The sequence below is a fragment of the Photobacterium kasasachensis genome, from assembly GCF_050336885.1.
Taxonomy (GTDB): Bacteria; Pseudomonadota; Gammaproteobacteria; order Enterobacterales; family Vibrionaceae; genus Photobacterium; species Photobacterium kasasachensis.
Genome location: NZ_JAKJSH010000005.1, coordinates 669740 through 686232 on the forward strand (window position 1 = coordinate 669740; position 16493 = coordinate 686232).

At 46.6% G+C, this 16493-nt stretch carries 12 protein-coding genes; 7 read left to right on the top strand and 5 right to left on the bottom strand.

Annotation, left to right across the window (positions count from 1 at the left end):
- Nucleotides 1-283: 283 nt before the first annotated feature.
- The 3 genes from L4D19_RS07370 to L4D19_RS07380 all read left to right on the top strand — a co-directional run bounded on the left by L4D19_RS07370 (nucleotide 284) and on the right by L4D19_RS07380 (nucleotide 2825).
- Nucleotides 284-919 carry a helix-turn-helix domain-containing protein gene (locus tag L4D19_RS07370; protein ID WP_075767615.1) on the top strand — a complete coding sequence of 212 codons (636 nt, stop codon included), beginning with the start codon at nucleotides 284-286 and terminating at the stop codon, nucleotides 917-919.
- A 331-nt stretch (nucleotides 920-1250) separates the two neighbouring features.
- A complete protein-coding gene (gene gcvT, locus L4D19_RS07375) occupies nucleotides 1251-2369 on the top strand; it encodes a glycine cleavage system aminomethyltransferase GcvT (RefSeq protein ID WP_428451901.1) in 1119 nt (372 codons plus the stop codon).
- A 180-nt stretch (nucleotides 2370-2549) separates the two neighbouring features.
- Nucleotides 2550-2825 (top strand): hypothetical protein, encoded by a 276-nt coding sequence (locus L4D19_RS07380; protein ID WP_428451902.1) that lies wholly within the window; start codon nucleotides 2550-2552, stop codon nucleotides 2823-2825.
- 1153 nt (nucleotides 2826-3978) lie between these two features.
- On the opposite strand, the gene pdsS is transcribed toward L4D19_RS07380, so the two are convergent.
- Both pdsS and pdsR read right to left on the bottom strand, forming a co-directional pair.
- A complete protein-coding gene (gene pdsS / locus L4D19_RS07385; protein WP_428451903.1) occupies nucleotides 3979-6159 on the bottom strand; it encodes a proteobacterial dedicated sortase system histidine kinase in 2181 nt (726 codons plus the stop codon).
- 12 nt (nucleotides 6160-6171) lie between these two features.
- On the bottom strand, nucleotides 6172-6858 hold the full coding sequence (pdsR, locus tag L4D19_RS07390) for a proteobacterial dedicated sortase system response regulator (protein WP_428451904.1): 687 nt from the start codon (nucleotides 6856-6858) through the stop codon (nucleotides 6172-6174).
- Nucleotides 6859-7127: 269 nt separating this feature from the next.
- On the opposite strand from pdsR, the gene pdsO reads away from it, so the two are divergent.
- On the top strand, nucleotides 7128-7901 hold the full coding sequence (gene pdsO, locus L4D19_RS07395; RefSeq protein WP_428451905.1) for a sortase-associated OmpA-like protein PdsO: 774 nt from the start codon (nucleotides 7128-7130) through the stop codon (nucleotides 7899-7901).
- Between the two features lie 14 nt (nucleotides 7902-7915).
- Nucleotides 7916-8101 carry a hypothetical protein gene (locus L4D19_RS07400; protein WP_428451906.1) on the top strand — a complete coding sequence of 62 codons (186 nt, stop codon included), beginning with the start codon at nucleotides 7916-7918 and terminating at the stop codon, nucleotides 8099-8101.
- Nucleotides 8102-8251: 150 nt separating this feature from the next.
- Here L4D19_RS07400 and L4D19_RS07405 read toward each other — a convergent pair whose 3' ends face one another.
- Nucleotides 8252-9190, bottom strand: a complete 939-nt coding sequence (locus tag L4D19_RS07405; protein WP_428451907.1) for a chemotaxis protein CheV — start codon at nucleotides 9188-9190, stop codon at nucleotides 8252-8254.
- An 824-nt stretch (nucleotides 9191-10014) separates the two neighbouring features.
- Here L4D19_RS07405 and fdhF point away from each other — a divergent pair.
- Entirely contained in the window at nucleotides 10015-14166 is a 4152-nt protein-coding gene (gene fdhF, locus L4D19_RS07410) for a formate dehydrogenase subunit alpha (protein WP_428451908.1), read from the top strand.
- Between the two features lie 166 nt (nucleotides 14167-14332).
- Here the strand turns inward: fdhF and L4D19_RS07415 are convergent, their stop codons facing one another.
- On the bottom strand, nucleotides 14333-14488 hold the full coding sequence (locus tag L4D19_RS07415) for a hypothetical protein (RefSeq protein WP_428451909.1): 156 nt from the start codon (nucleotides 14486-14488) through the stop codon (nucleotides 14333-14335).
- Between the two features lie 201 nt (nucleotides 14489-14689).
- Between L4D19_RS07415 and L4D19_RS07420 the strand changes: the two genes are divergently transcribed.
- Complete coding sequence (locus tag L4D19_RS07420; RefSeq protein WP_160649429.1) at nucleotides 14690-15073, top strand: NADH:ubiquinone oxidoreductase; 384 nt, start codon at nucleotides 14690-14692, stop codon at nucleotides 15071-15073.
- 85 nt (nucleotides 15074-15158) lie between these two features.
- Here L4D19_RS07420 and nagA read toward each other — a convergent pair whose 3' ends face one another.
- Nucleotides 15159-16283, bottom strand: a complete 1125-nt coding sequence (nagA, locus tag L4D19_RS07425; RefSeq protein ID WP_428451910.1) for an N-acetylglucosamine-6-phosphate deacetylase — start codon at nucleotides 16281-16283, stop codon at nucleotides 15159-15161.
- Nucleotides 16284-16493 lie beyond the last annotated feature (210 nt).

Consider the following 16493-nt stretch of genomic DNA (forward strand, 5'->3'; position numbering starts at 1 on the left):
TTTATTGGTGTTGTTGCGATGTAGTTAGATTCGGTAACAAACCCAGTTCTGGTAAGGGTTTTGTAAGTATTTTGCAAATGAGGTAATGTGGGAGAAAGGAATGTGCCGCAGTGCAATTATTGCCCTGTTAGGCGGTCAAAAAGGAAGCAGAAAAGTTGATGTTTCCTTTTGGAAACTTTGTTTCAAATATGATGCATGGGTCAAACTTTTTTATTCGTATGACTTTTAAGTTTCCGATCGGCTATGCCAAAATGAAGTATCAGTAGTACCAAGGAGGGATGTAATGAGTGACGAACAACAGCTTGATGTCTACCCATCGATGACGGTGGCGAAAGAACAGGGCGCAGATAAAGACGAAAAAATCGAACCGCTGAAACTTGGCAAGCGACTCAAAGAAATCCGGATGGCCCATGGCCTGACACTGGAAGAAGCCAGCAAGCGTACTGGTCTTGCCCGTTCGACGCTCTCAAAGATTGAGAACGAACAAATTTCTCCGACATTCCAGGCAATGCAAAAGTTGGCTGGCGGCCTGGAAATTGATATTCCTCAGCTATTTGCGCCTCCCAAGCAGATTAAGGCAACCGGTCGTAGAGACATTACCCGTCAGGATGAAGGTAAACCTCACCCGACAACGACCTATGAGCATGAGCTGCTGGCCACACAGTTGACCAAGAAGAAGATGATGCCGTTCAAATCACGGGTAAGAGCGCGTCAGTTTGAGGACTACTCTGATTGGATCCGCCATGACGGCGAAGAGTTCCTGCTTGTTCTCTCCGGAGAGATCACTTTCTTCTCTGAATTCTACGAGCCGGTGCAGCTTAAAGAAGGTGACTCCGTTTACTACGATGCCACAATGGGGCATATGCTGGTGTCTATCAGTAAAGAGGATGCACACATCCTATGGGTGACCGCATCGTGACAACCTCGCAACGGGCGATTGTTTGGCAATGAACTATGATGTTTATTGCCATTCCAAACGTGACCAGCCCGGAGGGCTGTAACTCATCGGAACAGGTGATACAGGTTATTAACAACAGGGCAAAGCTGGCTTCTTGATTACCGTATCGTTCGTTTTTGTATGACTGCAAAGTCAGACAAAAGGAAATATTTTACGTCTTTGTGAAATTATGTGATGTCGCGCAGTTTGAACTGAAAGAAACTTTGTTTACTATAGGAAACCTAGTTTAACATAGTCGCAACAAGTGATATGGAAAATAGCCGCATGCTCGCGGTTCACGGAGTATAAACGTATGTCCCAAGAATTACTGGTAACACCTCTGCACGCACTTCATGTTGAGATGGGTGCAAAAATGGTTCCTTTTGCTGGCTTCGACATGCCTGTTCAATACGCATTAGGCGTTCGCAAAGAACATATTCACTGCCGTGAAGCAGCAGGTCTGTTTGATGTGTCGCATATGGGGCAGCTTCGCCTTCATGGTGCCAATGCTGCGAAAGCACTGGAAGCTCTGGTTCCTGTCGATATTATTGATCTGCCAGCAGGCAAGCAGCGCTATGCCTTCTTTACCAATGAGCAGGGCGGGATCCTTGATGATCTGATGGTGACAAACTTTGGTGATCACCTGTTTGTTGTTGTTAATGCGGCATGTAAAGATCAGGATATTGCTCACATCAAAGCGCACTTGCCTGAAGACGTTGAGATGGAACTAATTGACGACCGTGCATTGCTTGCGCTTCAGGGCCCTAAAGCCGCAGAAGTGCTGGCTCGTCTGAATCCTGCTGTCAGCGATATGCTGTTCATGGATGCGGTCTCTATTGATCTGCTTGGTGCTGAGTGTCTGGTAAGCCGATCTGGCTACACAGGTGAAGATGGCTATGAGATTTCTGTTCCTGCCGATAAGGCTGATGAACTAGCCCGTGAGTTGCTTGGCAACGCTGAAGTTGAGTGGATTGGTCTGGGTGCGCGTGATTCACTGCGTCTGGAATGTGGCCTATGTTTGTACGGCAATGATATCGATCCGACGACTACGCCAGTAGAAGCTAGCCTGTTGTGGGGTATCAGCAAGCCTCGTCGCGCAGACGGTGAGCGCGCTGGTGGTTTCCCTGGTGCAGATTTGATCCTTGAGCAAATCAAGACTAAAGATGTTGCCCGTAAGCGTATTGGTCTGGTTGGTCAGTCTAAGGCGCCTGTTCGTGAAGGTAGCAAGCTATTTGATGCTGACGATAACGAAGTGGGTATCGTAACCAGCGGTACTTTTGGTCCGACTAAAGGTGCCCCGGTTGCAATGGCTTATGTGAAGACGGATCTGGCTCAGATTGGAACCGAGCTATTTGCTGAAGTGCGTGGCAAGAAGCTTCCGATGACTGTCGAGAAAATGCCTTTCGTGCCTCAAAACTATTACCGTGGATAAGAACAAAGCCTACCGTGGTTAAGAAGAAAGTCGACCGTGGTGAGTAGATAGTTAAACTGTCTGATACTGAAGGAAAAGGAGCCGATGGCTCCTTTTTTATTGAGTGTCTCATTAATAAGCTGGCGTTGTCGTTGTTCATCAACTTCACTTAAAAGGTCAAAAATTACCTTGGTGTGAATGATGATGAAACGAAGTGCACTATTGATGGCTGGTGTGGCTGTTTTCTTTATGGCGCCGGTACATTCAGAAACCTTGTTGATGAAATATGATGAATACATGGATCGTTGTCTTAGTACCTATGGCGAAGACAAGGTGACGAAAAGTGTATGCGAATCTCAATACCAAGCTATCGAAAAGAAAGAGCAGGAGCTGATGGCGCAGGCCGATAATGGTGAGCAGAAATCGTGGATGCCAGCGTCGTCATACGATGAGCTGCGAGATGAGAGAATTAAATAAGCTCTGACACATAAATTGCTCTCGCTATTCTTCAAGCGTTTTTACGGGTAAAGGATCTAAAGCGCTTGTAAGCCATGTGCTGAAATGAGTGCAGGGCTGATTGTGAATGGATCACGTCTTTGTATTGGTTAAAAGGTAAGTTGACAACTTTATTATCACAGTGCTGATGTGGCGTTTCATACTTTGTTATTCAAAGTGGTAGGTTTAACTCTGCGAGTGATGACAAGTAATGAAATGTAATGATGAGAGTAGTAGAGGCTCAAAAGCCAAAAAATCAAAAAGTTACATTCACAAAGCTGCTTCTGTTGTGCTGTTCAGGTTCGATTTAGCCTCAGCCGTTAGTATTAATAATGTAATCTAAACAGAGGAAGGCATATTGGACACCATTGTTAGTTTGTTATTTGTATTAGTTAGTGTTTATACGGCGATTAGCGTTATTCGTGCATTCAAAGCAACGCCTAACTCATCGTATTCGTCTGCTGCTGGCATTGAAGGTGATCTGGTTGAGCCGGGAAGTTTACATTTCCATGCTTCGAACCGAGCTAAGCTAGTTAATCAATAATCAAACTTTTTTTATCAATGGAGCCTGTGTCATACAGTTCACATCTTTCGTTGTTGTTAACAAAGCCCGGTAACTTGCTCGCTCCTGGTGGGAAGGCATAGCTTTGGCGTGGTAGCACTCATCGGATCTTAAGCGTCCCAAGTATAATCGGGACTGCTGGTTGGATAATTTATGCAAAATATGCTTTTTGAAGTGCTGTTAGCTATTGCTGCTATTACGATTGCTATCGGATTGTATACAGCAGTGGTGTAGGCAAACGTGAATCACGTTAAGGTGCTATGTTATACCCAAACTATTTAAATGTCTCTATACCCAAACTACCTCAAGATGCAGGATTCAGAGTGAGACCAGCGTGTTCAGTTCAAGGAAAATAACGGTAGGAATGGTATTCCCTTTCAACGTTATTTGACACAGAAATGGGCGCGCTGGCTCACTCCCTAAGGGCGAGTTTACTTGGCTTCTATGCGTTGTTACCGATTATTAATTTAGAGCTACTAGATTTTCTAATCGGTGCCTAGCCTACAAGCCAAGTAATTCTCGCTGAAACGAGCATCTTGAGGTAGCTTGGGTATAAGTAGTTTGGGTATAGTTTTATTTATCGATGATTTGTACGGGAAGGGTAATCACAACCTCGACACCCTGCTGATCAAGACGGTTTTTAAGTTCGATTTCACCATGATGGAATTGGGTGATCAGACGGGCAATAAACAGTCCAAGACCTAGGTGGGGTTTAGTTTGCTTTTGCTGACTGCGTACCGATACCATTGAATTGAGCAGTTGATCCGACATATTGTCTGGAAGTAATGGTCCCCGGTTGCTGACGGTGAGAACTGCAGACAACCCTTTCTGTACCAATGAAACCTCAATCGCATCTTCATCCTTGCTAAAGTCTTCTGCATTGGCAATTAACTTGTCCAGAAGCTGGGCAAGGTAATCGGGTGCTCCGTAAATGAAAATGTCCGACTTGCCAGTCTGTACATCGAAAGCTTGATGCGGATAGGCCATTTGGTAACCCTGCATGCATCCCGTCACAAGTTCGTTGAGTGGAAATCGTTCTTTTTCTGCTCCCTGAAGGCTTTGCTCAATTCGTGTTGCTTCTGTCATGCTTGAGAGGATGGTACTCAAGCGATGCACGCCGTCCTGTGCGCGGGCGATATAACGTTGCGAGTCTTCATCCTGGTTGTGCATTGACAGGTTTTCTATTGAGGAGCGAACAACGGCAACCGGTGTTCTCAGTTCGTGCGAAAGACGAGAAGAAAGATTCTCCAAATAATGGTTATATTGCCCTAATCGTCCTACCATCGCAGCCAGACTTCGTGAGAGGTCGCCGATTTCATCGGTATCTTCGGTCGGTGAAATGTGTTGCTGAATACGTCCCTGGCTGTCAATGGCCTGCTCGGCTTCGTCACGAAGGCGGCGGATCCGCGATGAAATTTTCGATGCGAACAAAAACAGAGTGATGGTACCAATAGCCATTATGGTCAGAATAGCGTTAAACAGCTGCTCCATTGCCCGGTTACGCAAGGTTTGAATACCGACTGTTGATTCTTCGGCAATTACGGCTCCCATCACATTGTCGCCCAACCAGATAGGGTAGGCCGCAGCAAGGATCATAGCCTTCCCATCTTCTGACTGCCGCCAGTGGGAGTACCCGCGTCCACTCAGCGCCTGCGAGACATGCACGCCCTTAACCAAGGCTTCATCCTTGAGAGAGTCGACAAACTCGGTAGGCTCGGAAATAAAGTAGCGATAATAAAGCGGATGAAGCACTTTTTTCTCGATAGTTGACCACCACGAATCATCATTACCGGCATATTTAACCGATGACGACCATACGCCGTTTGAGTCTTGGATATTGCCTGTTTGTGCCAGTACGCGCTGGTGGCGATCAATAACCCAGATACGGGTGCTGGTATGTCCCATACCCTTTAAGATTTTCTCGATTTCCGGGGACGGAACCAATACTGTGCCCAAGCGATTAAGATGAGAGGTATTGGAGGTACCAATGATTGTCTCGATTTCACGGTTCTGACTGTTATTGACATCGTAGAACGCAAAGCCCAGTTTGTTGCCGAGGAACGAGAGCGGGATCCTGAGCTCGATGTTGTATCCCTTGTCGGTCGTTCGCCAATAGCCCTGAATTTGGTTTTGCAGGATCAGGTTGGTTGAGTCAGTGATATCATCGGTAATCTGCCATGCATTGACCCAGCCATCTTCATGGGCGGCAACAACATAGCGGAAGAACTCGCCGTCTGGTGAGGTCATTGCGATGATCAGGTGGTCGTTGCGGTCAACTCGAACGGAGTTCTTTCGGCGCATGATAGGGTTCTTATCCTGCACTTCGAAGGCGGCATACAGGTAGCCGTCATATTTTCCGACAAGATGGCGGAAGCTGATACTGTTATTGCTATACGGGCGACGGCTGAACTGAACATATTCCCGTCCGTAGTGCACCATTCGGTCATCATAGTCTGTCCAGTCCGCAAGTTGGCCATTGAGCGTGATGGGAGACTGAAGTTCATAGGCATATAGGTCGCGCCCTTTTTTGACTGACTCCAGAAAGCTTGCTTGAGAGCTAAACAGTTTAGGGCGCTCGTTCAAAGCTGTGGCAACAGCACGCGTTGTGCCTACCAGCGTCTGCTCCTGTCCCTGACGCAGCAGTTTTTCCATTTCAAGAATATATTTATAGCCAACCCAGGGCAGGGTGAGCAGAAAGCTTGAAATCAGAATGACTTTTAATCTGAGGCCGATACGAAATTTAGGCATATTCATGATCAACCTCGGTTATGAGCCCCACCGGTAGCCCATGCCATAAACGGTATTGATGCAGTCGAAGTTATCATCATATTGCAGGAATTTTTTTCGGATCCGTTTTACGTGGGATGTGATTGTGCTGTCGTCGACAACGACCTGAGCCTCATCCATGAGGTCATGGCGGCTTTTGACATGCCCCGGCCGCTTGGCCAGCGCATAGACCATCCAGAATTCAGTGACGGTGAGTTCAACCAGCTGCTTGTTCCAGAAAATCTGCATCTTATTCTTATCAATCGTTAACGCCCCGCGCTCAATCAGCGTTTCTTGCTCTGTCGGAACAGCAAGCAGATCACTGCGACGAAACAGTGCGGCGATTCGGGCCATGAGGTGAGGCAGACTAACATCTTTGGTCAGGTAGTCATCAGCGCCCATTCTCAGCCCGCAGACAGTATCAAAATCACTATCCCGCGCAGTCAGAAAAATAATAGGTAAAGTAGGAGACAGCGCGCGAAGAGACTGACACAGCGAAAAACCACCATCAATTTCATTCTGAAGGCCAATATCAATAATGGCGAGATCCGGAAGGCTCTGTTCGAATGCCGCTTGTGCATCAGGCCGGTTGTCATATCCCTGCACGCTATAGCCGTGTTTCTTTAACACATCAATATAGTTTTCGCGAATAGCGACTTCGTCTTCGACAATCACAATCTTCTTCATGTATGACCTTAGCGGGTGTTAATGGGTAGTACGGGATGTTGATATGTGCTGACTATACAACAAAAAATGCCTGAAAAAAGCCATATCAACCAATTGCCATTTTTTTGCCACAATTGATCAGCATATTGCCCTTTTTCCTCCCGAAAATTGCCAGATCCAGTTGGTTTAATTACCTCATCGAAACGACATCGGTACAGTCCAAACGCTTTAAACACGATGTCGATACCAAACAACCAATCAGCACATTGTTTACTGATGAGGAATGAAAAATGAAAAAGCAGCTTATTTCAACACTGATTGCAACCACCATGATGGCTTCTGTTATTGCACCGGCAACACAGGCTGCAGAGGGGCAAGCATCCGGGCTTAATTCAACTCAGGATACGTATACCGCAGGCCAGGATGAGCAGTTAATCGGCTTGGGTTCCGGCGCGGCATTTGGTGCGCTGGTTGGTGGTCCGGCAGGGGCAGTGATTGGCGCTATTGTTGGCGGGATTGCCGGTACAGCAATGGGGCAGGAGCAGTATATTCAGGCTCAAGACGAAGAAATGCTAGAGCTGACAGCACGTAACGGCGAACTTGAGCGCATTAGCCAGCGCTATAACCAGTCACAGATAGAGATTGCACGTCTGCAGCAGCAAATCATCGATCAAAACAGCCTTGAGGAGCGCCAGATAGATTTGGCACTGGAGATGAACGTGCACTTTCGTACCGGTTCTGCCCAGATCGAACCGCACTTTGAAGCCCAGTTGGAAGAACTGGCAGAGCTGATGAAGCAGGCGCCTGATGTGAAATGGGAACTGGCTGGCTATGCGGACCGTCGTGGTGACAGCCTGAAGAACTACAACTTGTCGCAACAACGTGTTGATGCTGTTCGAGATTACCTGGAGCAACGTGGTGTGGATGGTAGCCAGATCTTCGCATCAGCCTACGGTGATCAGGAGCCACTGAAAGCAGAGCAGAACTTTGAAGGTGACTTCTTTGACCGACGTGTAACGCTTCGTAGCAGTCAGAGCCAGGTTCGTACGGCAAATACGCACTGAGGGAGCGATGACGTATGACCCCAAAGACACCAAAAGGAGCACCTGATTGGGTGCTTCCTCTTCTCATCATCATGTTACTAACGATGCAGCTAACGGTTAAAGCTGAAGACGTGACTGAGCAGAAAATCGATATTTTGCACGGAGAAACGCTTAAAGCCTGGAATGAACTAGAGCCAGTGGCCCATAAGGAGTATGAATAATGTTTGCTGATGAACAGTTGTGGTTAACCTTGTTGTTGAAACTGACCGTACTTCATTTCAGTCTTATTTATTGCTAGCTCTTTTTCTAGGGAGGGGGCATGAAGAAAGAAAAAACTCGCCCGCAGGCGAGTTCTTCATGTTTTGAGATGGTTAGAGTACTGCTCGTAACCTGTCTTGCACAACCTCAACCAAGAGATCTGGCTGGAATTTGGAGATAAACCGATCACAGCCGACTTTTTTCACCATTGCCTCGTTGAAGCTACCACTGAGAGATGTGTTAAGCGCGATATATAGGTCGTTCATTCTTGGGTCATTGCGGATTTCGTGGGTAAGCTTGTATCCGTCCATTTCCGGCATTTCTGCATCGGTGAACATCATCAGGATTTCTTCATTGATATTCTTGCCTTCATCACACCAGCCCTTAAGCAGGTTCAGAGCCATCAGACCGTCGCTTGCTTCAATAATCTGCAACCCTAGCTGAGAAAGGGTGTCGCGGATTTGCGCACGAGCAGTTGAAGAGTCATCAACAATCAGTACCTTGCGGCCATGGAAGTGGTTCACGATATTGTTATCAAGAACTTCTTCGGAGATCTGAATGTCATAGTCAATGATCTCTGCCAGCACTTTTTCAACATCGATGATACTTACTAGTCGGTCGACACCATCACGCTGCAATTTAGTCAGGGCAGTTAGGTAGTTGTTCTTACCAACCTGGCTCGGTGGCGGCTGGATATCACGCCAGGTTAGGTTTTCGATGTTCATTACCTGACCGACAAGGAATGCCTGTACCGAACGGTTGTATTCGGTGATGATCATATTGCTTTCGCCGTCTGTATCGACGGGGCGCATACCAATTGACTGGCGTAGATCGATGACAGGAATAGATTGGCCACGGATGTTGGCAACACCGGTGATATTTGGGTGCGAACCTGGAAGTGAGTTCAGTCGAGGAAGCTTAACAACCTCTTTAACTTTAAACACATTGATGGCAAATAGCTGTGATGAGTTCAGCTGGAAGATTAGTAACTCGAGTCGGTTTTCACCGACAAGCTGGGTACGCTGATCAACAGAATCTAGAATATTGGCCATAATTTGCCCGGCAGCTCACAAAATTATTAACATTATCATCAAATTATATGATGTTCATTAAGTAAAAGTCACGCCTTATATAACGTTTCCTGATAGCTTGGTAACGGATTTTGTGGCAACTCTGTGATTATCCTCGCTTTCTCACTACATTCTTTCGCCAAAGCTGAACGGGGTGTATGCCTACGCCATGGTTCACCATACTCTGCTATCTGCTATCTGCTATCTGCTATCTGCTGACATTTATAATGCGAATACAATTCACCCATGTTTGAAAGGCTGTTCAATCTAGCCTTGAAATTGCTATTAACTGATTGCACAAAACTTTGTTTTATCGTCAAGCAATAATTGATTGGTGAGAATGTATTTTACCGTCTAATAAAAAGACATTTTGTGTATTATTGTTTCACTTAATAATTCTGTCAGCAGTATGTTTATAAATTTAATCTTAGTTTGTCGTGATGATTTAACGAAATTAACACTTTGGAATTATATATATACCGCCTTGGAGGTAGGTTGGCTGAAAATTAATAATGTAAATATATTTCAATATATGACTATTTAAGGCGGTATAGCAATTATTGCTAGCTTTATTTTGCTTGGAAAATAATCCACTACAGTGTTTCAAATCAAGGAATTTTATCCTGAACCTGATACGTTGGGGGAATAACAAAAAAATGATGATTTATCTAAATCATCCGTGAGCGCTGTACTGGCTTTCCCTATGAACAAGAAGTTAGTTACGAGTTGATAGCTGAGTATAAATCCGGCTTATCCGTATAACTCATTACCTTGATGCAGCGCCAAGCAATAGAAAGAGGCAATATATGATAAATGTCACAATAGACGGACAAGCCGTGGTTGTTGATGATCAACAAACATTGCTTGAAGCCGCTACACAATGCCAAATTGATATTCCATCTCTATGTGGCTTAAATAAAAACGGTGAAAAAGTTCCTTGTGAATTATGCGTAGTTGAAGTCGAAGGACAGGGCACAAAGCGCGCATGCGAAATTCATCCTAGCGAGGGGATGAATGTTACTACGAAGAGTGATGCATTATCTGCTGCGCGCAAAAAAGCATTGAATCGCATTTTGTCTGATCACTACGCAGACTGTGAGGCACCGTGTCAGACGGCCTGTCCGGCCGGGGTTGATATTCAGTCTTATCTTTATCATATCTCTCAGAATGATCATCAAAAAGCTGTCGAAGTAATCAAGCGCACTTTGCCAATGCCGCTTTCTATCGGCCGTGTCTGCCCGGCATTCTGCGAAACGGAATGCCGTCGGGGACTTGTTGATGAACCGCTGGCTATCAGACAGCTAAAGCGTCATGCAGCGGATGCTGACTTGGAAGCACAGGAACAATATGTTCCTGAAGTAAAACCTGCCAAAGGCAAATCTATTGCCATTATTGGTAGCGGACCGGGCGGATTAACCTGTGGTTACTACCTCAGTAATGAAGGTTACAACGTCACTGTGTTTGAGTCGATGCCTCATGCTGGTGGCTGGCTACGTTACGGTATTCCAGAGTACCGCTTGCCGAAAGCGATACTGGACAAAGAAATCGAGCTGATGTGCCGAAACGGTATGAAGGTTGAAACCGGAAAAGTGCTGGGTAAAGACTTTCTCTTATCCGAGCTTGCTAACGACTATGATGCCGTCTGCCTGGCTGTAGGCGCATCAAAAGCTGTCGAGATGAACTATACGGGTAGTGAGCTTGATGGCTGTTACCTTGGTGTCGATTACCTGAAAGACTATGTAACCGGGCACCAGTATACGACAGGTAAGAAAGTGGCTGTGATCGGTGGCGGTAATACCGCGATAGACTGTGCACGAACAGCTGTTCGTGATGGGGCAGATACCACACTGATCTACCGTCGAACCCGTGATGAGATGCCTGCTGAAGATTATGAAATCCTGGAAGCAGAGCATGAAGGCGTTAAATTCCACTTCCTGACCAATCCCGTCGAGAATATTGCTGATACAAGCGGCCGCGTTTGCGAGATAAAGCTTGAGAAGATGGCATTGGGTGAACCTGATGCCTCGGGTCGCCGACGTCCTGAGGCTACTGGCGAATACTTCACCGAAGATTTTGATACGGTAATTGCAGCCGTTTCACAGAAACCAGATTTGGCGTTTCTTGAAAACGACGATATTGAACTGCCTGTTACCCGCTGGCTCACTCAGGAATCGGATCCGGATACGATGCACTCCGGGTTGGAAAATATTTTCAGTATCGGTGATTTCCGTCGCGGACCGGCTACGGCCATCGAGGCAGTGGCAGACGGACGTATTGCTGCTGAGTCGATAGACCGCTTCTTCAATGGCGATATGGAAAAGATCCCGGTCAAGCCGTTCAATTCCCAGAAGGCACCTAAGGTGAAGCAGGTTGACCCTCAGCAGTTCGCCGGGATCAAAAAAGTTATGCGTTCTGTCATGCCGGAGCTGAGTACCAAAGAGCGTGAACTTAGCTTTGCCGAAGTAGAAACTGGCTTTATGAACGAAGACGCTATCCGGGAAGCCGAGCGCTGCCTTGAGTGTGGGTGCCAGGCTAATACCGATTGTAGCCTTCGTGATTATGCCACCGAATATAAGGTTGAGAACAAAGATCTGGATTTGGGCAGCTGTCAGAAGTTCAGTGTTGATGATAGCTCAGAGTTTATTGTCTTTGATGCTAACCGCTGTATCAGCTGTGGTCAGTGTGTCGAGGCCTGTAATGAGCAGGCAGTCCATGGTGCGCTTAGCTTCATGAAAGATAGTGACGGCAGCAGTGCCAAACGTCCGGAATGTCGCCCAGGGTTTGATAACGGCTATAGCATGGGCGATTCAAACTGCGTGCAATGCGGAGCCTGTGTTCAGGTATGTCCGACTGGTGCGCTGGTTGATAGCCGGGACAAATCGCAAGGCCGAATTGAAATGCTAAAACCGGTCGATACGATTTGTACCTATTGTGGGGTGGGCTGCAAGGTCACCATGTTTGTTGATGAGATCACTAACAAAATTCGATATGTACAGGGTGCCAAGGATTCACCGGTCAATCAGGGTATGTTGTGTGTTAAAGGTCGCTTCGGCTTTGACTTTATCCAGAGCGAAGAGCGACTGAACACTCCGCTGATCCGTAAGGATGGCGAGTTGCAGCCTGCAAGTTGGGATGAAGCGCTGACGCTGGTTGCCGAGAAACTTGGTGGTATTAAGTCTCAATATGGCGGCAATGCACTGGCAGGGTTCTCGTCGGCAAAAACAACCAACGAAGATAACTATGCCTTCCAGAAGTTTATTCGCCGCGAGCTGGAGACAAACAACGTCGATCACTGTGCCCGTCTGTGCCACGCATCAACGGTAACAGGGCTCGAAGCCTCTCTTGGTAGCGGGGCTATGACCAACGATATACCGAGCATCCAGCATTCGGACGTCGTGTTCATTATTGGCTCGGATACTACCTCTGCCCACCCTATCATTGCTTCGCACATCAAGCAGGCGATCCGTAAAGGAACGGCGCGTTTGATTGTTGCCGATCCGAAGAAGATCGATATTGCAGAGCATGCACAGCTCTATGTGGCTCATCGTCCGGGAACAGACGTAATGCTAATGAACGGCATTATGCAGCAGATCATTAAGAATGGCTGGCATGACGAGCAATATATTGCTGATCGCGTTGAAGGCTTTGAAGCTCTGAAAGCTGAAGTGATGCGTGATGAATATTCGCCGGATAAGATCGAGCTTATCACCGGCGTTCGCGCTGCTGATGTAATTAAGATGGCTGAAATGATCGGTACTGCGGACAGAACCGCTGTGTACTACTCAATGGGGATCACCCAACATACGACAGGACATGATAACGTTCGTTCGATTGCCAACTTGCAGCTATTGTGTGGCAATATTGGTATTGAAGGCGGGGGTATTAATCCACTTCGCGGTCAGTCTAATGTTCAGGGCGCATGTGATATGGGGGCACTGCCGAATAACCTGCCGGGCTATCAGAAGGTGTATAACCCGGATGTCCACAGCAAGTTTGCCAAGGCCTGGAATAAACCGGATTTGCCATCTGAATCGGGCTTGACGCTGACAGAAATAATCGACGCTGCCTGCCATCAGGAGGTGAGAGGTTTATATGTCATGGGTGAGAACCCAGTACTCAGCGATCCGAATCAGGCACATGTGATTGAGGCACTGGAACAGCTCGACTTCCTTGTCGTACAGGATATCTTCCTCACCGAAACTGCGCAGTATGCCGATGTTGTTCTGCCGTCATGCTCGTTTGCCGAGAAGTCAGGGCACTTTACCAACACCGAGCGCCGTGTTCAGCGTATCGCACCGGCCATCAATCCGCCTGGCGAGGCAAAGGAAGACTGGTGGATTATTCAGAGCATTGCCAACGCAATGGGTAGCGATTGGGGATATGAATCTGTGCAGGATATTACCGAAGAGATCTGTCAGGTAACACCTCAATATGCCGGTATTCACTGGGAGCGCGTTGGCCGAGACGGAATCCAGTGGCCTTGTAAGGACGCCCAGCATCCGGGTACCCGGGTTATGCACCAGGAGACGTTTATCCGTGGTAAAGGTGAAATGGTTGCAATACCGTTCCGCTATGCGGCAGAGCTTCCGGATGATGACTATCCATTAATCCTGACAACCGGGCGGCTGCTTGAGCAGTTCCACACCGGAACCATGACACGTAAGACTAAAGGGCTGGATAATCTGGCTGGTCCGCGTGCAATGATTTCTGTGGCTGATGCAGAGCGATTGGGGATCGGCAATGGCGAGATGCTGCGTGTATCGACCCGAAGGGGGAGTATAGAGACACCGGCATTTGTAACTAAGCGTATGCAGCCTGGCGTTGTATTCGTGCCGTTCCACTTTGCTGAGTCACCGGCAAACCGATTGACGATTACAGCGACGGATCCGCACGCCAAGATCCCTGAGTTCAAGGTTGCGGCGGTGAAAGTTGAAAAACTGGAAGCAGCGATAGCATAGAACTGATCTAACTGAGCTTTATAGCATCAGCTCTAACTTTCGAACACCCGGCCTCGGTCGGGTGTTTTTTTATCTGTAGTCAGCTACTGGAAGCGCGGGTGGTCAATTGTTGAACGATTTTTTGGCATAAAGCTCGCCAGAATCACGCAAAAAACATATCCATTCGCTAAATCTTAAATTCCATATTTAATAAACCAATCTGGTCTGTTGATAAATTCTCCTGCTGCTTTTTTTGGAAGAAATTTGTTTTTTCTAGAAGATTTATTTCAATATTAACGATTTGAAAAGATTTCTTACAATTCATGCTATCTTTAACAATCATTTAACTCCTGGTGAAATATTCCTGTAATAATACGCTATTAGCATGTTACAGGATGTAAAAATATAAGCTTTTAGCATTCTTTTAGGTTTCGGCTTCTTTTGGGGAAGTATGATTATTGAACAAAAGATGGGAAAATACCCCTGTTAGCAATGATTAGCATTGAAAGGTTGTTTTTCTCTTATTCGTTTTAGAGGAGTATGTATGAAGTTCGCTCTGATTTTTCTAATGTCGACTTTAGGCGGCGTGCTTTCTGGAGAACATTTTCATTCATTCATGGCCGGGTTAGGTATTGCATCAGTTGCTGTAGGTACAGGTTACTGGCTGGCATTTCGCTGCTCAACACGATACCCACAGCTTGCATTATTGCTGCTATTGATGGGGATGATGGCCAAAATGGCGGTCACTATAGCTGGCGTTATGTGGGGCCTGGAGGCGAACGTGATTAACTCACCAATCGTTTTTGCTCTGTCGTACCTGTTCTTTTCAATTGTGGTCACTTATCTCTACTCAAAACTGCGTGAGTTTCAGATGGCCAGAGCTACGGCAGCCACTGAGGCAAACAAGTTAAAAGCGAAAACAGCTTAATTGCAGCATTCAGTAAAAAAGCGAGCTAAAGGCTCGCTTTTTTTATGTTTGATATATTTTAGGCTTTATTGATTCACACTGCCTATCAAATGCGCTTGGTACCCATCTGATACACGCTGTGAACTTCGTTGTTTGGTGTCAGCAAGGTGATATTTGCTTTGTAGCCCTTGGCAATGACACCGTAGTGGTCATCAATCTTTAAGGCTTTGGCTGGATAGAGGCTGGCCATCCGTAATGCTTCCTCTCTACTAACTCCAACATGATTGATTAGGTTTTGCACTCCTTCAATCATTGTGATTGCAGCACCAGCTATTGTTCCGTCTTCATAGTGGCACTTTCCGTTGGTGACATAGCCTCTGGTTCCGGCCATATCGTATTCAGTCATGTCTGTTCCGGCAGGGGTAACAGCATCGGTGACCATAAACAGGTTCTCTCCCATGATCTCATGGGCAATACGCACAGAAGCAAAATCAGAGTGAATGCCGTCGACAATGATGCCGGCATGCGGTTTTTTATCGAAAATGTACCCGACGACGCCGGGCTCGCGTGACCCAAGCGGGCTCATGGCATTGTATAAATGAGTTGCCATGGTAATGCCGTGCTTTTCATCAAGCTGTTTGTAAGTGGCATTGGTATGGCCGAGAGAGACAGTAATACCCGCCTCGGTGAGAATGTCGATGACAGATTGGGAGGTGTTTTCAGGTGCCAGAGTGATCACCTTGATCTTATCGGCGTGGTCAGCCAGGTAGTAGGCCGTCATTTCGTCAAGGTGACGAATATGGATAGGATCGTGAGCGCCTTTTTTCTCTTTACTGATAAAAGGTCCTTCGAGGTGCAGGCCGAGAATACCTTCTGCAGGTCTGTTATCAATATCACCAACCATATCGATGACCTGACGCATTGCGTCGTTACCGCTAGTAATGAAAGTAGGTAGATACTGAGTCGTGCCGTTCTGCAGATTGGTCTGGTTCATAACATCCAGGGTTTCTTTGCGGATATCAGTGTTCAGCAGTACACCGCCACAACCGTTCAGCTGAACATCAATAAAACCGGCTGTTGCTGTTAACCCACTACCATCGTAGGTCTCTTGAGGTAATGATGCGTGATCCATCGGGACAACGGCTTGAATCGTGTCACCTTTAACGAGTATGGCTTGATTAGTAAGGATGCTACTGCCATCAAATACATCAACGTGAGTTATTGCAAACATAGGCGTCTCTGAATAATTAATCTGTTCAATTCCAGAAGTGAGTGGCAAAGTAATGCGGCCTCTTCGCTTCCAACCGTAATGTACAAATCCAATGATACTTATTTTTTCTCTAAAAATAAGATAGCGGATAGATAGGATTTTAGTCAACAACTAAGCGATATTTTTTGTCTGATAATTGATGGTCAGGCCTCAAACCTGTGATCAGAGCAG

Coding starts and splice junctions, on each gene's coding strand:
- L4D19_RS07370 (WP_075767615.1), top strand. CDS start 284: ATGAGTGACGAACAACAGCTTGATGTCTACCCATCGATGACGGTGGCG.
- gcvT (WP_428451901.1), top strand. CDS start 1,251: ATGTCCCAAGAATTACTGGTAACACCTCTGCACGCACTTCATGTTGAG.
- L4D19_RS07380 (WP_428451902.1), top strand. CDS start 2,550: ATGATGAAACGAAGTGCACTATTGATGGCTGGTGTGGCTGTTTTCTTT.
- pdsS (WP_428451903.1), bottom strand. CDS start 6,159: ATGAATATGCCTAAATTTCGTATCGGCCTCAGATTAAAAGTCATTCTG.
- pdsR (WP_428451904.1), bottom strand. CDS start 6,858: ATGAAGAAGATTGTGATTGTCGAAGACGAAGTCGCTATTCGCGAAAAC.
- pdsO (WP_428451905.1), top strand. CDS start 7,128: ATGAAAAAGCAGCTTATTTCAACACTGATTGCAACCACCATGATGGCT.
- L4D19_RS07400 (WP_428451906.1), top strand. CDS start 7,916: ATGACCCCAAAGACACCAAAAGGAGCACCTGATTGGGTGCTTCCTCTT.
- L4D19_RS07405 (WP_428451907.1), bottom strand. CDS start 9,190: ATGGCCAATATTCTAGATTCTGTTGATCAGCGTACCCAGCTTGTCGGT.
- fdhF (WP_428451908.1), top strand. CDS start 10,015: ATGATAAATGTCACAATAGACGGACAAGCCGTGGTTGTTGATGATCAA.
- L4D19_RS07415 (WP_428451909.1), bottom strand. CDS start 14,488: ATGATTGTTAAAGATAGCATGAATTGTAAGAAATCTTTTCAAATCGTT.
- L4D19_RS07420 (WP_160649429.1), top strand. CDS start 14,690: ATGAAGTTCGCTCTGATTTTTCTAATGTCGACTTTAGGCGGCGTGCTT.
- nagA (WP_428451910.1), bottom strand. CDS start 16,283: ATGTTTGCAATAACTCACGTTGATGTATTTGATGGCAGTAGCATCCTT.